The 20,091-nt window shown below is 67.4% G+C and carries 18 protein-coding genes and 1 pseudogene; 6 read left to right on the top strand and 13 right to left on the bottom strand.

Features of this window, described 5'->3' with window-relative positions; all coding sequences use genetic code 11:
* Positions 1-43: 43 nt before the first annotated feature.
* Positions 44-955, bottom strand: a complete 912-nt coding sequence (locus tag ACUTAF_RS16955; RefSeq protein ID WP_445581062.1) for a putative 2-dehydropantoate 2-reductase — start codon at positions 953-955, stop codon at positions 44-46.
* The gene (locus ACUTAF_RS16950; RefSeq protein WP_445581061.1) at positions 952-1,914 is read right to left on the bottom strand and encodes a GGDEF domain-containing response regulator; all 963 of its coding nucleotides are present in this window, start codon (positions 1,912-1,914) and stop codon (positions 952-954) included. The genes ACUTAF_RS16955 and ACUTAF_RS16950 overlap by 4 nt, the downstream gene beginning before the upstream one ends.
* A gap of 148 nt (positions 1,915-2,062) precedes the next feature.
* Between ACUTAF_RS16950 and ACUTAF_RS16945 the strand changes: the two genes are divergently transcribed.
* Complete coding sequence (locus ACUTAF_RS16945; RefSeq protein WP_445581060.1) at positions 2,063-2,542, top strand: YajQ family cyclic di-GMP-binding protein; 480 nt, start codon at positions 2,063-2,065, stop codon at positions 2,540-2,542.
* Positions 2,543-2,641: 99 nt separating this feature from the next.
* Positions 2,642-3,469 carry a mechanosensitive ion channel family protein gene (locus tag ACUTAF_RS16940; protein WP_445581059.1) on the top strand — a complete coding sequence of 276 codons (828 nt, stop codon included), beginning with the start codon at positions 2,642-2,644 and terminating at the stop codon, positions 3,467-3,469.
* Between the two features lie 102 nt (positions 3,470-3,571).
* Here the strand turns inward: ACUTAF_RS16940 and ACUTAF_RS16935 are convergent, their stop codons facing one another.
* Complete coding sequence (locus tag ACUTAF_RS16935; RefSeq protein WP_445581058.1) at positions 3,572-4,585, bottom strand: DUF481 domain-containing protein; 1,014 nt, start codon at positions 4,583-4,585, stop codon at positions 3,572-3,574.
* 120 nt (positions 4,586-4,705) lie between these two features.
* Positions 4,706-5,704: a DUF481 domain-containing protein gene (locus ACUTAF_RS16930; RefSeq protein ID WP_445581057.1), complete on the bottom strand. Its 999-nt coding sequence runs from the start codon at positions 5,702-5,704 to the stop codon at positions 4,706-4,708.
* A 16-nt stretch (positions 5,705-5,720) separates the two neighbouring features.
* Between ACUTAF_RS16930 and ACUTAF_RS16925 the strand changes: the two genes are divergently transcribed.
* Together ACUTAF_RS16925 and ACUTAF_RS16920 are read left to right on the top strand one after the other, a co-directional pair.
* The gene (locus ACUTAF_RS16925) at positions 5,721-6,095 is read left to right on the top strand and encodes an MGMT family protein (RefSeq protein WP_445581056.1); all 375 of its coding nucleotides are present in this window, start codon (positions 5,721-5,723) and stop codon (positions 6,093-6,095) included.
* Between the two features lie 37 nt (positions 6,096-6,132).
* Positions 6,133-7,677: an AmpG family muropeptide MFS transporter gene (locus ACUTAF_RS16920; protein ID WP_445581055.1), complete on the top strand. Its 1,545-nt coding sequence runs from the start codon at positions 6,133-6,135 to the stop codon at positions 7,675-7,677.
* Between the two features lie 258 nt (positions 7,678-7,935).
* On the opposite strand, the gene ACUTAF_RS16915 is transcribed toward ACUTAF_RS16920, so the two are convergent.
* The gene (locus ACUTAF_RS16915; RefSeq protein ID WP_445581054.1) at positions 7,936-9,204 is read right to left on the bottom strand and encodes a uracil-xanthine permease family protein; all 1,269 of its coding nucleotides are present in this window, start codon (positions 9,202-9,204) and stop codon (positions 7,936-7,938) included.
* 2 nt (positions 9,205-9,206) lie between these two features.
* The gene (gene upp, locus ACUTAF_RS16910) at positions 9,207-9,845 is read right to left on the bottom strand and encodes a uracil phosphoribosyltransferase (protein WP_445581053.1); all 639 of its coding nucleotides are present in this window, start codon (positions 9,843-9,845) and stop codon (positions 9,207-9,209) included.
* A gap of 229 nt (positions 9,846-10,074) precedes the next feature.
* Here upp and ACUTAF_RS16905 point away from each other — a divergent pair, with 229 nt between their 5' ends.
* Positions 10,075-10,632: a hypoxanthine-guanine phosphoribosyltransferase gene (locus ACUTAF_RS16905; RefSeq protein ID WP_445581052.1), complete on the top strand. Its 558-nt coding sequence runs from the start codon at positions 10,075-10,077 to the stop codon at positions 10,630-10,632.
* Positions 10,633-10,719: 87 nt separating this feature from the next.
* Here the strand turns inward: ACUTAF_RS16905 and ACUTAF_RS16900 are convergent, their stop codons facing one another.
* Positions 10,720-12,036, bottom strand: coding sequence for a bifunctional DedA family/phosphatase PAP2 family protein (locus ACUTAF_RS16900; protein ID WP_445581051.1), 1,317 nt, complete (start codon positions 12,034-12,036; stop codon positions 10,720-10,722).
* Positions 12,033-12,749 carry a DNA-3-methyladenine glycosylase gene (locus tag ACUTAF_RS16895; protein ID WP_445581050.1) on the bottom strand — a complete coding sequence of 239 codons (717 nt, stop codon included), beginning with the start codon at positions 12,747-12,749 and terminating at the stop codon, positions 12,033-12,035. Before ACUTAF_RS16895 ends, ACUTAF_RS16900 begins: the two co-directional genes overlap by 4 nt.
* Positions 12,750-12,815: 66 nt before the next feature.
* Here ACUTAF_RS16895 and ACUTAF_RS16890 point away from each other — a divergent pair, with 66 nt between their 5' ends.
* A complete protein-coding gene (locus tag ACUTAF_RS16890; RefSeq protein WP_445581049.1) occupies positions 12,816-13,670 on the top strand; it encodes a class I SAM-dependent methyltransferase in 855 nt (284 codons plus the stop codon).
* A gap of 112 nt (positions 13,671-13,782) precedes the next feature.
* On the opposite strand, the gene ACUTAF_RS16885 is transcribed toward ACUTAF_RS16890, so the two are convergent.
* The 5 genes and pseudogenes from ACUTAF_RS16885 to leuS all read right to left on the bottom strand — a co-directional run bounded on the left by ACUTAF_RS16885 (position 13,783) and on the right by leuS (position 19,916).
* Positions 13,783-15,063 (bottom strand): lytic murein transglycosylase, encoded by a 1,281-nt coding sequence (locus ACUTAF_RS16885; protein WP_445581048.1) that lies wholly within the window; start codon positions 15,061-15,063, stop codon positions 13,783-13,785.
* An 80-nt stretch (positions 15,064-15,143) separates the two neighbouring features.
* A pseudogene (arfA, locus tag ACUTAF_RS16880) lies at positions 15,144-15,290 on the bottom strand (alternative ribosome rescue factor ArfA); the annotation flags it as partial.
* Positions 15,291-15,553: 263 nt separating this feature from the next.
* Complete coding sequence (gene holA, locus ACUTAF_RS16875) at positions 15,554-16,582, bottom strand: DNA polymerase III subunit delta (protein WP_445581047.1); 1,029 nt, start codon at positions 16,580-16,582, stop codon at positions 15,554-15,556.
* 55 nt (positions 16,583-16,637) lie between these two features.
* Positions 16,638-17,249, bottom strand: coding sequence for an LPS-assembly lipoprotein LptE (locus ACUTAF_RS16870; protein WP_445581046.1), 612 nt, complete (start codon positions 17,247-17,249; stop codon positions 16,638-16,640).
* A 54-nt stretch (positions 17,250-17,303) separates the two neighbouring features.
* Complete coding sequence (gene leuS, locus ACUTAF_RS16865; protein WP_445581045.1) at positions 17,304-19,916, bottom strand: leucine--tRNA ligase; 2,613 nt, start codon at positions 19,914-19,916, stop codon at positions 17,304-17,306.
* Positions 19,917-20,091 lie beyond the last annotated feature (175 nt).

Here is a 20,091-nt window from a genome sequence, read left to right as displayed (position 1 = left end):
CGAGGGTGGACAAGGCGTCGCCCGGTTCACCCTGGGCGAGTCGTCAGTCCAGCGGCAGGCCGCGCGCGGCGAGGTGGGCGAGCAGGCGCTGCTGCAGATGTTGCAGATGCGCCAGGTGCAGGCCGTGGCGCCGCGCCGCGGCGCAGGCGTAGCCGAGCAGGTAGGCGATCTCGGTGCGCCGGCCCCGGGCCACGTCCTGGTGCATGGAAGAGTAGTTGGCCGCGGTGGCCTCGATCACCCGCTGCACTTCCTCGTGCAGCTGCTCGGCCGCCGCCGGTTGGCCGCAGCGTTGCAGCAGCTCGACGAGCTCGGCGCAGAGCGTGGCGACCTCGGCCGGATGCTCGCGCAGGCCGCCGTTGCGGCAATCATGCAGCACGCTCAGCGGGTTGATCGAGCAGTTCAGCGCCAGCTTGCGCCACAGCCGGGCGAGGATGTCCGGGCTCCACTGATGAGGGATGCCGGCGCGCTCGAGCTCGTCCAGCCAGGGCGGCGGCAGCGGGTCGGCCGGGTCGCCCAGCCAGGTATGGCCGTTGCCGGCGAACACCACCTGGAAGTCGGCCTGGCGGAACGCGCCCTCGGTGCTGGAGGCGAACAGGCAGCGTTGCCGCGGCAGGCGCTGGGCCACCGCCTCCTGGCTGCCCAGGCCGTTCTGCAGCAGCACCAGCTCGGCGCCGACGGCCAGGCGCGGCGCCAGCTGCGCGGCAGCGGCTGCGGCGTCATAGGCCTTGCAGGCCAGCAGCAGGCGGTGGATAGGTGCGTCGGCCTGCGGCAGTTCGGCGGGGATGGCGTAGCAGCGCGGTTCACCCCGTTCGATCAGGGTCAGGCCGCCGGCCGTCTGGTAGGCGGCCAGGCGTTCGGCGCTGCGCAGGATCAGCCGCACCGGCAGGCCGGCGCGGGCCAGGCGCACGGCCCACAGGCTGCCCAGGCTGCCGGCGCCGAGGACGTGCCAGGTCATGGCAGCGGCAGACGCACGGCGGCGACCCGGCCGCTGGCGTAGGACTCGTCCAGCAGGGCTTCGGCGCGGCGCAGCACCTGCTCGGGCTCGATCGGCAGGGCCTTGGCGTCGAGGCCGACCAGGCTGATGCCGGCCTTGAGGGTGATGAAACCTTCGCTGGTCTTGAACGCCTTGAGATTGAGCCCCTCGTGCAGGCGCTTGAAGCTGCTCGGCGAGCATTCGTGAAGGTCTTCGAGCAGGGTGATCAGGCCGAAGTGGTTGTCGTCCAGGCGGGTCAGCACGTCCAGCGGCCGTACCAGTTGCTGCAGGCGCCGGGCCACGCCGTGCAGCAGCTCGTCGTAGAAGCGTTCGCCATAGCGTTGATGCAGCTGCCCGGCCTGCTGCAGGCCGATCAGCAGGTAGCACAGCGCGCCGTCACGCGATTCGACCTGGCGCAGGCTGTCGGCGAGTTTCTGGCGCAGGTAGCGCGGGTTGCCCAGGCCGGTCAGCGGATCGACCAGGTTGCGTCGCTCCAGGCTGGCGATGTTCTGCGTCAGCAGGCGGTTCTCCTGCAGCAGGCGTTGCAGGGTGTTGCACAGGCGGTCGGCGGCGTAGACGCGCGGCACCAGTTGCTCGTTCATCGCCGCCTTGCTGATGAAGTCGTCGACGCCGCGGTCGAAGGCCTCGCCCAGGACGTTCTCGCCTTCCCTGCCGGTGAGCAGGATGACGTAGGTGTAGTGGTCGGCGGTCTCGTCCAGCTGGCGCACCCGCGCGGTCAGCTCCAGGCCGTCTATCTCGGGCATCAGCCAGTCGGCCAGAAGCACGCTGGCGGGGCGCTGTTCGAGCAGTTGCAGGGCCTCGGCGGCGCTGCTGGCGAAGCGCACGTCCTGATAGCCGGCCTGGCCCAGGGCGCGACCGATCATGGCGCTGGAGAACTTGGCGTCGTCCACCACCAGGATGCTGAGATGGGGGTTGGGCATGGGGCAGGCTCGCTGAGGGGACGTGGCGCCCGGTACATGGCCGGGCGGTGTTTGCTTCTGCGGATATATAATGACCGCGTCTTTTTACCGTCAAGCCAGGCGTGCTCCGTCCGTGAAGCCGGTCGCGCCGTCCATCAGGAGGATTTCTATGCCCTCGTTCGACGTGGTGTCCGAACTGGACAAGCACGAACTGACCAACGCGGTCGACAATGCCGTCAAGGAACTCGATCGCCGCTTCGACCTGCGCGGCAAGTGCAGCATCGAGAGCAAGGACAAGACCCTTACCCTGACCGCCGAGGCCGAGTTCATGCTCGAGCAGATGCTCGACATCGTGCGCAACAGCCTGATCAAGCGCAAGATCGACTGCCAGTGCATGGAGACCAAGGACGCCTATGCCTCGGGCAAGGTGATGAAGCAGGAAGTGACCTTCCGCGAAGGCATCGACAAGGAGCTGGCGAAGAAGATCGTCGCCCATATCAAGGACGCCAAGCTCAAGGTGCAGGCTGCCATCCAGGGCGAGCAGGTGCGCGTCACCGGCAAGAAGCGCGACGACCTGCAAGAGGCCATCGCCCTGCTACGCGGTCACGATTTCGGCATGCCGCTGCAGTACAACAACTTCCGCGATTGAACCTTTGCCGCGTGGCGGCGTCGCAGTCGTGATAGCAATCTGACCGCCATGGCCTGCCATGGCGGTGTCGTTTCATGCACAGGAAATTAGGAGTACCCCATGGAGATGAATGTCGACGAACTGGTGAAGATGTCCGAGGCCTGGTTGCCGGTGGCGCTGGAGTATGGCGGCAAGCTGACCCTGGCGCTGATCACCCTGCTGATCGGCTGGTGGCTGATCGGCAAGCTCACCGCCAGCGTCGGTCGCCTGCTCGAAGCGCGCAAAGTGGACCGCGCCCTGAGTAGCTTCATTTGCAGCCTGGTCAGCATCGTGCTGCGCGTGCTGCTGCTGATCAGCGTGGCGTCGATGATCGGCGTGGAGACCACTTCGTTCATCGCCATGATCGGTGCCGCCGGCCTGGCCATCGGCCTGGCGTTGCAGGGCAGCCTGGCCAACTTCGCCGGCGGGGTACTGATCATGCTGTTCCGCCCGTTCCGCGCCGGCGACTGGATCGAGGCGCAGGGCGTATCCGGTAGCGTGGACAGCATCCAGATCTTCCACACCACGCTCAAGACCGCCGACAACAAGGTGGTGATAGTGCCCAACGGCAACCTGTCCAACGGCCATATCACCAACTATTCGCGCGAGCCGCGGCGGCGCGTCGACATCAACATCGGCATCGACTACTCCAGCGACATCAAGCGCGCCCGCGAGGTGCTGCTGGACATCGCCAGGGACCCGCGCGTGCATGTCGAGCCGGAGCCGGCGGTGTTCGTCACCGGCCTGGGCGACAGCGCGGTCAACCTGTCGCTGCGCGTGTGGGTGGCGACCGGTGACTTCTGGCCGGTGACCTTCGAATTCACCGAGCTGGCCAAGGAGCGCCTGACCGAAGCCGGTATCGGCATTCCCTTCCCGCAGCGGGTGGTGCATCTGGCCAAGGCCGATTGAGGCACGTCGGATGGACAAAGCCCCGACTGATGCGTAAGGCCATTCGCTCGGACGAAAAGCCGCGCCCCTGTGCCAGGAGCGCGGTTTTTTGCTGTCCCCGTCTTACCAGCCGACGCCGAAGCCCAGGCTGTAGCGGGTCTCGTCGAGCTCGCCCTCGGCGCCGCTGACGATGTCCTTCTCCGCCTTCATGTTCAGCGAGGCCCAGTCGGTGACCTTGTAGCGCAGCCCCACCTCGGCATCCAGGGCATAATCGGCGACACCTTCGAGCGGCTTGCCCAGCTCGCCGGAGCTGAACAGCTCCAGCGCCTTGCCGATCAGATAGCGGTTGTAGTCCCACTTGAAGCTGAGCGCGTAGAAGCGGTCCTGCTCGCCATTGCTGTAGACGTAGTCGCTGCGGTTGGCCAGGGTCGCGATGGAGAAGGCGCCCAGCTCGTTGTCCCAGAACTGGTAGCCGGGGCCGGTACCCAGGGTGCGCTGGCGTTCCAGCTCCTCGATACGGTCGCGCTCGTACTCGAAGCGTCCCTGCCAGAACCACTGCTCGGTGAGGAAGCGATCGAGGGCATATTCGGCGCCCCAGTTGTCGGTGCTGACCACATCGTCCTTCAGCTCGCGGTTGTATTCGGCCTGCGCATTGTGTCGCCACAGGCCGTGACGGGCCTGGGTCTTGATGTCGACGTCGTAATCGTCGCTGTCGCCCTCGCCGCGCTTGTAGTCCAGCGCCAGGTCGATGTTGCCCTTCCAGGTGAAATCCTCCACCAGCGGCTTGGGCTTGATGATCTGGGCGATCTCGCTCAGCGCCACGGTCTTCGGCGCGTCGCCGTTGGCCAGGGTCACCTGGCCCGGTTCCGCGGCCTGCAGCGACTTGGCACGCTCGCCGTTGAAATCGTCCTGTTTGATCAGCAGCGCCTGTTCGCTCTCCAGGGTGGCGACCTTCTTCCAGTCCAGGGCGATGGTGCCGCCGTAGTCCGTCTCCAGCGCCAGCTTGGTGCCGTCATAGAACTTGATGGTGCCGGTCAGGCGGTCACCATTCTTCAGCCAGACGGTGTCGGCGGCGGCGGTGGCGCTGAGCAGGGCGACGCTCAGACTGAGCAGGGAAAGCGGAAGTGAACGCGACATATCGGTAACAACTGGGCTCTGATGGGCAAAAAAGCCGGGCATTATGCGTAAGCCCGACGCCAGAGCAAGAGCAGACCGGTCGACTGCCGAGGAGTTCAGCATTCTCCGCCGGGCGGTCGCCTACCAGCCCACCCCGACGCCAATCAGGTAGCGACGATCCGACAGCGTCTGACCGAGGCCGCGCAACTGATCGAGCTCATAGAGCAACGACAGCCGCGCCCATTGGTTGAGGCGGTAACGCAGACCGAATTCGCTGTCGAGTACGTAGTCGATCTCGTCTATATGCGGCAGCTGCAGCTCGGCGTTGGCGTAGAACTCCAGGCGCGTGCCCCACAACAGTCGCTTGTAGTCCAGCTCCAGCGAGCTGGTGGCGAAGTCCCGATCGCCGATATCGGTCTCCAGCCGCACCCGGTTGTACTGGCCGATCAGGTCGAACCGCCCCAGCTCGTCGTCCCAGAAGCGATAGCCCGGCCCGGTGCCGGCGACGCGCTGGCGCCGGATGGCCTCGAACTCGTCCTCATGCTGGTCGAGCCCGGCCCGCCAGAACCAGTGCTCGGTGAAGAAGCGGTCGAGGTCGTACTCCAGCTCCCAGTTGTCATCGACCTTCTGCCCATTCTTGGTCTCGTGTTCCAGCTCGCCGCGCAACACATGGCGCCAGCGCCCGTGCTCGACGCGGGTATTGCCCTTGAGCTTCCACTCGTCGACCTTGTTGTCGTTACGCTCCATGTCCAGCTTGGCGTCGAGGTTGCCTTCCCACACGCGATCCTCCAGCAGCGGCCGCGGCGGCACCAGGCGGGTGATCTCGGCCAGCGGCAGCACCTGGCTGCGCTCGCCCTGCATGTGCACCATACCGCTGCCGGCGGGAGCCAAGCGCTGACTGTGATCGTTGTCGAAGCCCTGGCGCCGCAACAATAGGGGCTTGTCCGAACTCAGGGTATCGATATCCTTCCAGTCGATCAGTACCTGACCGGCATACTTGGTCTTCAAGGCCAGCTTGCCACCGTCGAGCAGCAGAATTTCGCCGCTGAGGCGATCGCCGTTGTCGAGCCAGACGGTGTCCGCCCACAGCGGCGTGGCCAGGGTATAAAGGACGAGAGCGAGCAACAGGCGCGGCAGCATGATGAGGACAACCCATATGGGCAACTTGGACCCGACGCAGTCTGCATGGCCGGCCTCGCCACCGGCAAGCGTCGAAGCGCGGCGCGAGGCGCTGTACCTAGTGCTGGCGCAGGTGCCGGCGGGCAAGGTGGTCAGCTATGGCGAACTGGCCCGGCTGGCCGGCCTGGGCCGTGCCGCGCGCTGGGTCGGCCGCACCCTCGGCCAGTTGCCCGACGGCACCCGCCTGCCATGGCACCGCGTACTCGGCGCCGGCGGACGCCTGAGCCTGGCGGCCGGCACCCCGGCCGGTGACGAGCAGCGTGCCCGCCTGCGCGCCGAGGGCGTCGGTATCCTGAACGATAGGGTGGATATCCGTCGGCACGGCTGGCGTCCGACGGAGCACAACGGGTAGAGTGCGCGCATACATTCACCCCCCAGATTCAAGCCCGATGCCACGCAAATCCTGGCGAGAAGCCCTCGCCACCTACGCCAGCCCCGCCACCCTGGCGCTGCTCCTGCTCGGCTTCGCCGCCGGCCTGCCTTACATGTTGGTGTTTTCCACCCTCTCGGTGTGGCTGCGCGAGGCCGGCGTGGCGCGCGAGACGATCGGCTTCGCCAGCCTGATCGGCCTGGCCTACGCCTTCAAATGGGTATGGGCGCCGATGCTCGACCAGTGGCGCCTGCCACTGCTCGGCCGGCTGGGCCGGCGCCGTTCCTGGCTGGTACTGGCGCAGAGCCTGATCGCCATCGGTCTGCTCGGCATGGCCAGCTTCGATCCGCAGACCCAGCTCAGCTGGCTGATCGCCCTGGCGGTGCTGGTGGCCTTCGCCTCGGCCACCCAGGACATCGCGGTGGACGCCTACCGCCTGGAGATCGTCGACGACACCCGCCAGGCCGCCCTGGCCGCCGCCTACATGGCCGGCTACCGGGTCGCCGCGCTGCTCGCCACCGCCGGCGCGCTGTATTTCGCCGAGGGCTTCGGTTCCACCAGCCAGCTGTACAAGCACGGCGCCTGGGCCGGCACCTACCTGATCTTCGCCCTGCTGATGCTGCCGGGCCTGCTCACCAGCCTGTGGATGCGCGAGCCGCCGGTGCCGCTGAAGACCCAGCTGGCGGCCGCCAAGTATGGCTTCGTCCGGCAGATCCTCTCGGTGCTGGTGCTGATCGTGCTGCTGGTGTCGGTGCCGGCGATGTTCACCCAGTTCTTCCACACCGACTTTGCCAGCGTGGTGCGTGGCGAGGCCAGCCTGCTCGACCTGCTGCTGGAGGACCGCGCCTTCCTGCGCGCCCTGCTCTATACCATTCTCACCAGCCTGTGCCTGTCGGCCATGGGCCGGCGCAGCCTGGCGCCGGTGCTGACGCCGGTCAACGACTTCATCCTGCGCTACCGCTGGCAGGCCCTGCTGCTGCTCGGCCTGATCGCTACCTACCGGCTGTCCGATACCGTGATGGGGGTCATGGCCAACGTCTTCTACATCGACCAGGGCTTCAGCAAGGACCAGATCGCCAGCATCAGCAAGCTGTTCGGCCTGGCCATGACCCTGCTCGGCGCCGGCATGGGCGGCCTGCTGATCGTGCGCTTCGGCATCATGCCGATCCTGCTCATCGGCGCCTTCGCCTCGGCGGCGACCAACCTGCTGTTCATGCTGCTGGTGAGCATGGGGCCGCACCTGAACATGCTGATCGTCACCATCAGTTGCGACAACTTCAGTGCCGGCCTGGCCACCGCGGCGTTCGTCGCCTACCTGTCGAGCCTGACCAACCTGAAGTTCTCCGCCACCCAGTACGCGCTGCTCAGCTCCATCATGCTGCTGCTGCCGCGCCTGATCGGCGGCTACTCCGGGGTGATGGTGGAGAAGCTCGGCTACGCCCACTTCTTCCTCGCCACCGCCCTGCTCGGCGTGCCGACGCTCATCCTGATCGCCCTGCAATGGGGGCGCGAACGGCGCCAGCCCAACGGCGACGCCCCGGTGGCCCCAGCGGAAAAGGCCTGATTATCACGGCGAAAGCCCCGGACCTTGAGACGTTCCCGCATGACCCGCGGCGCCATGGCCCAGTCCTCGGGAGCCGGGGGCTAAGCTCTCGCCTAGCCCCATTCGCCGTGGGGCGCGGCTCCCACAATGGCAACGACGTCCTGCTTGCCGTTCACTGGCGGGCGCCGGCAAACTGGCCATGCCCGAGGCAAAGAAAAGCCCCGATCTTCGGGGCTTGTTCCTTTCAGGGCGCCGTGCGCACCGCCAGCAAAGAAGTGGCTACTGCTCGGCGGCCTGATCCAGGCCCTTGCTGCGCCAGCCGGCACCGCCGGGCAGCAGGAGGTTGAGCAGGATGGCGATGATGCCGCACAGCGAGATGCCTTTCAGGCTGACGTCGCCGGCGCCGATCACCATGCCGCCGATGCCGAACACCAGGGTCACGGCGACTATCACCAGGTTGCGCGCCTCGGACAGATCGACCTGGTGGCGGATCAGGGTGTTGAGGCCGACCACCGCGATGGAGCCGAACAGCAGGCAGAGGATGCCGCCCATCACCGGCACCGGAATGCTCTGCAGCACCGCGCCGAACTTGCCGATGAAGGCCAGCACCATGGCGATCACGGCGGCCCAGAGCATCACCCTGGGGTTGAAGTTCTTGGTCAGCATCACCGCCCCGGTGACTTCCGAGTAGGTGGTATTGGGCGGGCCGCCGAGCAGGCCGGCGGCCGAGGTGGCCAGGCCGTCGCCGAGCAGGGTGCGGTGCAGGCCGGGTTGCTTCAGGTAATTCTTGCCGGTCACCGTGCCGATCGCCAGGACGTCGCCGATATGCTCGATGGCCGGCGCGATGGCCACCGGCAGGATGAACAGAATCGCCCCCCAGTGCAGCTCCGGTGCGATGAAGGCCGGCATGGCCAGCCAGGGTGCGGCGGCCACTGCGTCGAAGTTCACCACGCCGAAGAAGATGGCCAGGGCGTAGCCCACGGCGATGCCGCAGAGTATCGGCACCAGGCGGAAGATGCCGCGCCCGAGCACCGCCACCACCAGGGTGGTGAGCAGCGCCGGCAGCGAGATCATCAGCGCGGTATCGTACGGCACCAGCTGCACGCTGGCGTCGCCGGCCTTGCCCATCGCCATGTTCGCCGCTACCGGGGCCAGGCCCAGGCCGATGGCCATGATCACCGGGCCGATCACCACCGGCGGCAGCAGGCGGTCGATGAAGCCGGTACCCTTGAGCTTCACCGCGCCGGCCAGCAGCATGTAGGCGAAGCCGGCGGCGACCAGGCCGCCAAGGGTGGCGGGCAGGCCGAAGTCGGCCTTGGCCGCCATGATCGGCGCGATGAAGGCGAAGCTGGAGGCGAGGAATACCGGCACCTGGTTCTTGGTCACAAGGTGGAAGATCAGCGTGCCGAGGCCGGCGGTGAACAGCGCCACGTTGGGATCGAGGCCGGTGATCAGCGGCATCAGCACCAGCGCGCCGAAGGCCACGAAGAGCATCTGCGAGCCGGCCAGGGCCTGGCGCCAGGTGGAGTCCCGCATGGGGTCGCGCATGCTCAGGCGTCCTTCTGCTTGGTGCCGAAGATCTTGTCGCCGGCATCGCCAAGGCCGGGAATGATGTAGCCGTGCTCGTTCAGGCGCTCATCGATCGAGGCGGTGAAGATGGTCACGTCCGGGTGAGCCTTTTCGACCACGGCGATGCCTTCCGGGGCGGCGACCAGGACCATGGCGCGGATGTCCTTGCAGCCGGCCTTCTTCAGCAGGTCGATGGTGGCGACCATGGAGCCGCCGGTGGCCAGCATCGGGTCGATGATCAGCGCCAGGCGTTCGTCGATCTCCGGCGCCAGCTTCTCCAGGTAGGTATGCGCTTCGAGGGTCTGCTCGTTGCGCGCCACGCCCACGGCGCTGACCTTGGCTCCCGGGATCAGGCTGAGCACGCCGTCGAGCATGCCGATGCCGGCGCGCAGGATGGGTACCACGGTGATCTTCTTGCCGGCGATCTTCTCCACCTGCACCGTCCCCGCCCAGCCCTGGATCTCGTAGTTCTCCAGCGGCAGGTCGTTGGTCGCCTCGTAGGTCAGCAACGCGCCCACTTCCTGGGCCAGTTCGCGAAAGTTCTTGGTGCTGATATCGGCGCGGCGCATCAGGCCGATCTTGTGACGGATCAGCGGGTGGCGGATCTCGCGGATGGGCATGGGCTGGGGTCTCCGGCGGGCTCTGGGGAAATCGCGTTAGATTAAAGCATTGCTCATGCCAGGTGGTGGGGTGACTGATGGGTCACGGCGCCTCGGCCACGCTGGTCAGGCGAAGCTTGGCAACTACGGCGCGGGTCTGTACCTTTGCCCGCTTTTATTTGACGGATCGATCAGCTTTCATTGCTGCGCGCCGCTCATTTCATCCGCCCAACCGAGAGAGAAAACGCCCATGTCCGCCGATCTCGCGCACATTCGCCAAGTCATGGCGGAAGCCGACTGCCTGTTCCCCGAAGCCGAGGTGGAAGCGGCCATCGACCGCGTCGCCGCCCGGATCAACGCCGAACTGGCCGAACGCAACCCGGTGGTGTTCTGCGTGATGAACGGCGGCCTGATCTTCACCGGCAAGCTGCTGCCCAAGCTGGCCTTCCCGCTGGAGGCGTCCTACCTGCACGCCACCCGCTATCGCAACGAAACCAGCGGCGGCGAGCTGTTCTGGAAGGCCAAGCCGGAAGTCTCGTTCATCGACCGCGACGTGCTGATCATCGACGACATCCTCGACGAAGGGCATACCCTGGGCGCGATCATCGATTTCTGCCACCACGCCGGCGCCCGCGCCGTGCACACCGCGGTGCTGATCGACAAGCAGCACCAGCGCAAGGCGCGCCCGGACCTCAAGGCCGACTATGTCGGCCTGCAGTGCATCGACCGCTACATCTTCGGCTACGGCATGGACTACAAGGGCTACTGGCGCAACGCCGCCGGCATCTACGCGGTCAAGGGGCTCTAGAGGCCATTCGGCGCGGCGCCGCTAGGGACGGTGGCGCGGGCCGCGGCGGGCTAGTGCCTTTGCCGGGGCAAGGGTTGCCGCCGCGCCTCAGTAGCTGTAGCGCAACACCGCAGCCGACAGATGCCAGGTCGCCAGGCCGCCGAGCAGTGCCAGGCAGGCCGGCAGCAGCAGCCACCACAGGCGAGCCGGCAGCGCATCGAGCGCCTGTCGGCGCTGGGCCAGGGCCAGGCTCAGGCCGCAGGTGGCGCTGGCCAGCAGCGCGCCGGCGATGATGTCGCTGGGCCAGTGCACGCCGAGATAGACCCGCGACAGCGCGATCGCCAGCGCCGGCAGGCCGGCCAGCAGCATCCAGGCCAGGCGCAGGCGAGCGCCCTGGCCGCGCCCGGCCAGCACGCCGAGCACCAGGAAGAAGGCGAAGGCCGCCGAGCTGTGTCCACTGGGGAAGCTGAAGCTGGTCAGCGGGTCGCTGAGAATGTCCGGGCGGGCGCGGGCGAAGCCGTTCTTCAGGGCGCTGTTGGCCAGGGCAGTGCACAGCAGGGTGGCGCCGGCGAACAGCGCCGCTCGCCACTGGCGGGCCAGCAGCAGCAGGCCGCACAGCAGGACGGCGGCAGCCAGCTGGATGCGCAGGTCGCCGAGCCGGGTCAGCAGTACGATGGCGGTGTCCAGGCGCGCATGGCGCTGTTCCTGGACCAGGGTCATCAGGCCCTGGTCGAGCGCATCCAGATGCGGCCAGCCGAGCATCAGGGCCAGCAGCAGAACCAGGCTCAGGCCGCCGCCGAGCAGGCTGGCGTGGCGCCGTTCGGCGAGACTGGCCTGCGCGGTCAGCAGCAGGATCAGGCCGATGCCGGCCAGCAGGATCGCCGCCTCGCTCCAGAAACCCGCGGCCATCGGCAGGCGCAGCGCCGCCCCGGTGGCCCAGCCCGGCAGCAGATAGGCCACCGCCCAGCCGGCCGCCGCCAGCGCGCTGATGGCGACGAAGCGCGGCGCCGACATCCCCAGCATGCCGGCCGCCAGCGGCAGCATCGGCCGCAGCGGGCCGATGAAGCGGCCCACCAGCAGGCTGGCCACGCCATAGCGCTGGAAATACAGCTCGGCGCGCATCACCCATTCGGGATGGCGGCGCAGCAGCGGCAGACGCGGGATGTCCTGCTTGAAGCGACGTCCGAGGCCGTACGACAACAGGTCGCCGCACAGGCCGCCGGCGTAGGCCAACAGCAGGGTCTGCCACAGCGTCAGCACGCCGCTGCCGGCCAGCAGGGCGACGCTGAATAGCAGCAGCACGCCCGGCAGGAGGATGCCGACCAGCGCCAGGCATTCGAACAGGGCGATCAGGAAGACGGCCAGCCCCAGCCACTCGGGGTTGCCGCCGAGCCAGTCGGTGAGCCGTTGCAGCCAGGCGCTCACGCCGTCTCCCCGGCGCCCTGCAGCAGCCAGTAGTCGCGCCCCTCGAGCTGACCGCGGCGCAGCGGATTGCGCGTACAGTGGCGCGCATGTTCGGCCTCGACGAAGCGATACGGCAGATGGTCGTCGCGTCCCTGGGGAATCCCCAGGCGCAGGCACTGCACGATCTGCGCCGGCCGCTCGCCGAGGTCCTCGACGAACAGTCGCTGCGGATCGCAGCGGCGCGCGTCCCAGTCCGGCACTTTCAGGCCCAAGGCCTTGCACAGCAGGGTCTGCCCCGCGCACAGGCGCTGTGACGGACGCGGCGTGCCATCGCTGGCCGGATTGTTGCGCTGCATCGCCGCCAGCGAAGCCTCGCCGCTGATCGCATCGAGCCAGGGCAGGCCGGACTTGATCAGTACCGCGTTGCCCGGCCCATGGGCGCTGAAATTCAGCGAATCGCCGCCGCGCGCGTAGTACATGTAGATGTGCCCGCCGTCCGCGAACAGCGCCTTGCGCTTCTCGGTGTAGCCGAGCGAGGCATGGCTGCCCTTTTCCGCCAGGTAGTAGGCCTCGGTCTCGATGATCCGCGCGCTCAGCCAGAGCGCGCCGACGCGGTGGCGAATCACCTTGCCGAGCAGCTCGCGCGCCACCAGCTGGGCGTCGCGGTCGAAGAAGGCGTCGGGCAGCGGGCGGGCCTGCGGCCAGGGCAAACTAAGGGTGGGTTCGGCGGGCATGATCTGTTGCATGGGGGCGTACAGGCATAGTCTGGGGCGGCGAGCATAACAACAAGATCGTTAAACATGCCTGAACGTTCCCGAATCAGCAGCGCCCATATCAGCCCGTCCGCGCACTACACCGGCTACGTCTGGTACCACCACCGGCTGGCGGAGCCGGCCTTTGTCACCGGCTTCGGCCGCTTCGTGCACAAGCTGCTGTGGCCGGTGACCTGGGGCGCACGGGTCGGCTTCGGCCTGGATATCGAGGCGTTCCTGCTGCAGCGCCACCTGCAGATCGATGCGCAGCTCGCCGCGGCCGTCGAGCAGGGCGGGGTGCAACAGGTGGTGGAGATCGCCTGCGGCCTGTCGCCGCGCGGGCGGCGTTTTCGCACGCGCTATCCCCAGCTGCGCTACCTCGAGGCGGACCTGCCGGCCATGGCGGCGCGCAAGCGCCTGTTGCTGCGGGACCAGGGCTGGCTGTGCGGCGACCATCAGGTGCGCGCCGTGGATATCCTCGCCGAGCGCGGCCGCGACAGCCTGCCGGCGCTGTTCGCCGAGCTGGACCCACGGCAGCCGGTGCTGGTGATCACCGAGGGCTTGGTCAACTATTTCCCGTTGGCGGTGATCGAGGACTTCTGGCGGCGTCTGGCCGACGAGTTGCGCGGCTTCGCCGGCGGCAGCTATCTGACCGAGCTGTATCCGGATCTGCGTGAGCATCCGCGCTATCGCCAGCTGCGGTGGGGCGTCGGGTTGATCGGCTGGCTGACGCGCGGCAGCTACCCGCTGCATTACCGCGATCATGGCGAGATCGTCGCCGGCTTCCAGCGTTGCGGCTTCGACCGGGTGGAGGTCCTCGATCCCGGCGCCAATGCCCCGGGCCTCGGCTTGCCAGCGCCACGCATGCCGGGGTTGGTGCGGGTTGTCCAGGCGCAGGTCTAGTGCGCAGTCGCTCGGGGCGCCGCCGCCGAATCGCAATCCCGCGTGCGTCGAGCGACTGCGGCTCGGCAGTGCCGCAAGGGAGTGCGCGGCGAGCCCTGCAGGGCAACCGCGATCAACGTACGCGCAACTGCTCGAGCAGGGCCTCGTTGGGGTAGCCGTCCGCCGGCCAGTTCAGCTGCAGCTGCAGGGCGCGGATCGCCTTGCGGGTATTGGCGCCGATGATGCCGTCGGCCGGGCCCGGATCGAAGCCGTTCTGCGCCAGCAGCTCCTGCAGCTCGACGCGCTCGCTGCGGCCGAGCTGGCGTTCGCCGCGTGGCCAGCTGCCCTGGACCTCGGTGGGGCGCAGCAGGTTGTCGGCGAGCAGGCCGATGGCCAGGGCGTAGGCGGTGGAGTTGTTGTACTTGAGGATGCTGCGGAAGTTGTCCAGCAGCAAGAAGGCCGGGCCGCGATGGCCGGCGGGCAGCGACAGGTTGGCGCGGGCGCTGGCCGCGACACCGCTCGGCAGCAGCGGACGCACGCCGAGCTCGGCCCACTCGGCCAGGCTGCGGCGTTGCTCCGGGTCGGCCAGGGCGTAGTCGAAGCCGGCCGGCAGGCGCACCTCGAACCCCCAGGGCTGACCCGGCTGCCAGCCGGAGGCTTGCAGATAGTGAGCCGCGGAGGCCAGGGCGTCGGTCGAAGAACCCCACAGGTCGCGTCGCCCATCGCCGTCGAAATCCACGGCGTGCTGGTTGTAGGTGGTGGGCATGAACTGGGTCTGGCCCATGGCGCCGGCCCAGGAGCCGAGCATGCGGTCGCTGCCGATGTCGCCGTTCTGCAGGATCTGTAGCGCAGCCAGCAGTTGACCGCGCCAGAAGCCCTGGCGCCGGCCGTCGTAGGCCAGGGTGGCGAGCGAGCGGATCACGCTGTGGCTGCCGATATTGCTGCCGAAATTGCTTTCCAGGCCCCAGATCGCCACCAGCACCCGGCCTTCCACGCCGTATTGCTGTTCGATGCGCTTGAGCACCGCGTGGTGCTGGGCGAGCAGTACGCGGCCGCGGCCGATGCGGCTGGCCGATACCGCGCCGTCCAGGTATTCCCAGACCGGCCGGGTGAATTCCGGCTGGCTGCTGTCGGCCTTGATCACCGCCGGGTCCGGGGTGATGCCGGCGAACACACGGTCGAACAGCGCACCGTCGATGCCGGCGGCCAGGGCCTCGCTGCGCAGGCCCTGGCGCCACTCGGCGAAGCTGGGCGCCGGGGCGTCGGCCGGCTCGATCAGGGGCTGGCTCAGCGCGGCGCCGCTGCTGGGCGCCGGCAGGTTCTCGGCCGGGGCCTGGGCGCAGGCGGTCAGCAGGAGCAGGGGAAGCAGATGGGCGGCGGTAGCCAGGGTACGGCGCGGGAAATGGAGCGGCATGTCTATCTCGGAGCGTTTTGCAAGCGGCTACCTTAGCATGCCGGCGCCGAAAACAGGGCCACCGGCGCATTTCCACGACCCATAAAGCAAGAAGCCTCCCAATTGTGGGAGGCTTCGCGGCGGTAGCTGCCTTTGCCTTTCAGTGGCCGCTCCTGGCGGGCGCGGAACAGCGGCTGGGCGACGATGGATTTGGCCTTGTTGGGCCGCTTTGCGGCTTTCTTGCTCATGACGGTTCCTCTGCAGGTCTGCGTGGATGCAGGCGCGGCGAATTATGTGCCTCTGTACAGGAAATGTGTAGGGTGCGCTGTGCGCACCATCCCTTTGCGCAAGCCGGGGCCGGGCGTCCCGCGATGTTCCTGCGTTCACTAGCCGAGACGCAGACGCTGGCCGGCCAGCTCGTAGGGTGGGCTTTAGCCCACCAGCGGTGGTCGGCGTGGGCTGAAGCGGATCGCCGTCCGGCCCACCCTAGAAGGAAGCAGACCAGCAGGAATTACAGGCGCAGGCGCTGGCCGGCCAGTTGCAGGGTCAGCAGGGCGAGATTGCTCCAGGGATCGCCGGCGGCCTGGCCCTTGATCTGCGCGTCGATCTCCTGCGCCTGCTGCAACAGCTGGCCCCAGCGCTTGCTGCTGTGACGCTGCAGGGCCTTGGACAGCAGCGGGCGGCGCTTGTCCCACACCGGCGGGCGGGCGCTGGCGAAGGCCTTGTCCAGCGCAATGCCCTGGTTCTGCTGGTGGGCGATACCGGCCAGCAGGCGAATCTCGCGGGCCAGCGCCCAGAGGATCACCGGGGTTTCCACGCCCTCGCCACGCAGGCCTTCGAGCATGCGCAGGGCATGCGCGGCATCGCCGCCGAGGGCGCAGTCGATCAGGCCGAAGACGTCGAAGCGCGCGCTGTCGGCCACTGCCGCCTGCACGGTTTCGGCGTCGACCTGGTTGCCTTCGGCGAGCAGCTTGAGTTTCTCCACTTCCTGGGCCGCGGCCAGCAGGTTGCCTTCCACCCGGGCGGCGATCATTTCCACCGCATCGGCGCTGGCGCTCAGGCCGGCCTGGGCCAGGCGCTGGCGAATCCACTGCGGCAGCTGGTGGGCATCGACCGGCCAGATCTGGATGAACTGGCAAGCCTGGCCGTCGATCAGGGCCTTGGCCCATTTGGATTTCTGCGTGCTGCCGTCGAGCTTGGGCAGGCTCAGCAGCAGCACGGTGTCCTCCGGCGGCCGGGCGAGGTATTCGAGCAGGGCGCTGGCGCCCTTGTCGCCCGGCTTGCCGGAGGGCAGGCGCAGTTCCAGCAGGCGCTTCTCGGCGAACAGCGAGAGGCTGGCGCCGGCCAGCAGCAGGTTGCCCCAGTCGAAGTTGGCCTCGGCGTTGAACACCTGGCGTTCGCCGAAACCCTGTTGGCGACAGGTGCTGCGGATGGCGTCGGCGGCCTCCTGGCACAGCAGCGGCTCGTCGCCGCTGATCGCATATACAGGCGCGAGCGAGCCCTGCAGGTGTTTGCCGAGTTGGGCGGGGGCAAGCTTCATCGAGGTGATGTCATCGGAGGCGGCGGCGTCGGGCCGCTGCTGCGGCCCGTGAGCCTTACTGGATCGGCAGTTCGATCGGCGACTGCTGCGGCGCGACCTGGCTCTCGCGAGCGTGGCGCGCGGCCTCCAGCGCTTCGGCCTCGGCGCGGGCGCGGGCCTCGGCGGTCTGTTGCAGCTGGTCGAGCTGGGCCGGGGTGATCTGCTGCAGGCTCTGCGCCAGCTGCTGGATCAGTTCGCGGCGCAGCTCGTCGCGCAGCTGGGCGGCTTGCTGGTCGGAGCCGGCCAGGTTGTTGTCGTCCTGCTGGTAGTAGTTCTGCACTTCCAGCTTGTTGCTGGTCAGCAGCAGATTCTGCGCACCGCGGATCTCGTACTCCAGGCCCATGGTCAGCTCGTACTCGGCGGTGCGGGCGCCGCTGGAGTAGCTGGCGCTGCGACGGTTCTCGGTCTCGTTGCTCAGCACCAGCTGGTAGGGTGCGCCGGCATGGACCCGAACCTCGTTGTCCTCCAGCACGTCGCGCAGCTCCTTCACGGTCTCGCCATAGGCATTGCGTGCGCTGACGTTGAGCTCCTTGAGGGCGAACTGCACGTCGCCGGTGCCACGCAGCTGGAAGCCACAGGCGCTGAGCAGTGCGGCCAGGCCGACGATCAGCAGATTCCGTTTCATCATTATCAAATCCCCTTGGCGGATCCCGGCGCCGTGCGGCAATGGCGCCGAGCTTAATCAGTTGGCGACTATGTTGACCAGCTTGCCCGGCACCACGATGACCTTGCGGATTGCCAGGCCTTCGGTGAAGCGCAGCACGTTGTCGTTGCCACGGGCGGCGGCTTCCACCTCTTCGCGGGAGGCCGATGCCGGCACTTCGATCTGCCCGCGCAGCTTGCCGTTGACCTGCACCACCAGGGTCAGGCTGTCCTGCACCAGGGCGGACTCATCGACCTGCGGCCACTGCGCGTCGATCACCGCATCGGCATGGCCCAGGCGCTGCCACAGCTCATGGCTGATGTGCGGGGTGATCGGTGCCAGCAGCAGGACGACGGTCTGCAGGCCTTCGTGCAGCAGCGCGCGATCCTGTTCGTTCGCCGTGGCGGCTTTTTCCAGCACGTTCATCAGGGTCATCACCTGGGCGACGGCGGTGTTGAACTTGTGGTGCTGGCCGATATCGTTGCTGGCCTGCTTGATCGCCAGGTGGATGGCGCGGCGTACCGCCTTCTGCTCGTCGCTCAGGGCGGCGATATCCAGCTTGCCCGGCAGCCCGGCGCTGACGTGGGTATGGGCCAGGCGCCAGACGCGACGCAGGAAGCGGTTGGCGCCCTCGATACCGGAGTCGGACCATTCGCAGCTCATGTCGGGCGGCGAGGCGAACATCATGAACAGGCGGCAGGTATCGGCGCCGTAGGCATCGATCATCGCCTGCGGGTCGACGCCGTTGTTCTTCGACTTGGACATCTTCTCGGTGCCGCCGATTTCCACCGGCAGGCCGTCGCTCGCAAGCTTGGCGCCGATGACCTTGGCCTTGGCGTCACGCTCCACGATCACGTCGGCCGGGTTGAACCAGTCCTTGCCGCCGTTTTCCAGGGTGCGGTAGTAGGTCTCGGCGACCACCATGCCCTGGGTCAGCAGGTTCTTGAACGGCTCGTTGGAGCTGACCAGGCCTTCATCGCGCATCAGCTTGTGGAAGAAGCGCGCGTACAGCAGGTGCAGGATGGCGTGTTCGATGCCGCCGATGTACTGGTCCACCGGCAGCCAGTGGTTGGCGGCCTGCGGGTCGACCATGCCGCCGGTATAGCTCGGCGAGGCGTAACGCGCGTAGTACCAGGAACTTTCCACGAAGGTGTCCATAGTGTCGGTTTCGCGCTTGGCATCGGCACCGCACTTCGGGCACTTGCACTGGTAGAACTCGGGCATTTTGGCCAACGGCGAGCCTGCGCCGTCCGGCACCACGTCCTCGGGCAGCACCACCGGCAGCTGGTCTTCCGGCACCGGCACGTCGCCGCAGGCGTCGCAGTGGATGATCGGGATCGGGCAGCCCCAGTAGCGCTGGCGGCTGATGCCCCAGTCGCGCAGGCGGAACTGGGTCTTGCGCGCGCCGTGCTCGCTGGCTTCCAGGTCGGCGACTATGGCGTCGAAGGCGGCACCGAAGTCCAGGCCGTCATACTTGCCGGAATTGATGGTGGTCAGGCCAGCCTTGTCGCCGTACCAGTCCTGCCACTCGCGGGTATTGAATTCCTTGCCCTCGCCGGCATACACCTGCTTGATCGGCAGGTCGTACTTGCCCGCGAATTCGAAGTCGCGCTCGTCATGCGCCGGCACGGCCATCACCGCGCCCTCGCCATAGCCCCACAGCACGTAGTTGGCGACGAATACCGGCAGCTTGTCGCCGGTCAGTGGATGAATGACGAACTGGCCGGTGGCCAGGCCTTTCTTCTCCATGGTGGCCATATCGGCTTCCGCAACCGATCCTGCCTTGCACTCGGCGATAAAGGCAGCGATGGCCGGGTTGCCCTCGGCGGCGCGCTGGGCCAGCGGATGCTCGGCGGCCACGGCGACGTAGGTGGCGCCCATCAGGGTGTCGGGGCGGGTCGAGTAGACCTTCAATTGGCCGTCGATGCCGATGCTGGCGACGTCGTAGTCGAAGACGATGTCGGCACCGAAGCTCTTGCCGATCCAGTTGCGCTGCATGGTCTTGACCTGCTCGGGCCAGCCATCCAGCTCATCCAGGCTGCTCAGCAGCTCTTCGGCGTAGGCGGTGATCTTGAAGTAGTACATCGGGATTTCGCGCTTCTCGATCAGCGCGCCCGAACGCCAGCCGCGGCCGTCGATCACCTGCTCGTTGGCCAGCACGGTCTGGTCCACCGGGTCCCAGTTGACGGTGCCGTTCTTGCGGTAGATCACGCCCTTCTCGAACAGGCGGGTGAACAGCCACTGCTCCCAGCGGTAGTAGTCCGGCTTGCAGGTGGTGACTTCGCGCGTCCAGTCTATGGCCAGGCCCAGCGACTTGAGCTGGGACTTCATGTAGGCGATGTTCTCGTAGGTCCACTTCGCCGGCGCCACCTGGTTCTTCATCGCGGCGTTCTCCGCCGGCATGCCGAAGGCGTCCCAGCCCATCGGCTGCAGCACGTTCTTGCCCTGCATGCGCTGGTAGCGGGCGATCACGTCGCCGATGGTGTAGTTGCGCACGTGGCCCATGTGCAGCTTGCCGCTGGGATAGGGGAACATCGACAGGCAGTAGAAGGTGTCCTTGCCCGGCTGTTCGCTCACGACAAAGGATTTCTGCGCATCCCAATGGGACTGCGCGGCGGCTTCGATTTCACGGGGCGAATACTGTTCGTGCATGGCTCTGGCGCTGAAGGAATGGGGCTTGCGGAAAACGCCGTAGCATACATGAGCGCCGTCTATCGAGGGAAACCCAGATTGCACGGCCAGCGCCGTTTGTCGCGGCGTCCGGCTGCCCGCGGACCCTTCGCTAAGCTTTGTTTATGGGCCGTGGGTTGCGGGCCTGGCGAGGTGC

Source organism: Pseudomonas sp. SP16.1 (genome assembly GCF_052682975.1).
This window is presented reverse-complemented; position numbering and strand designations above follow the sequence as displayed.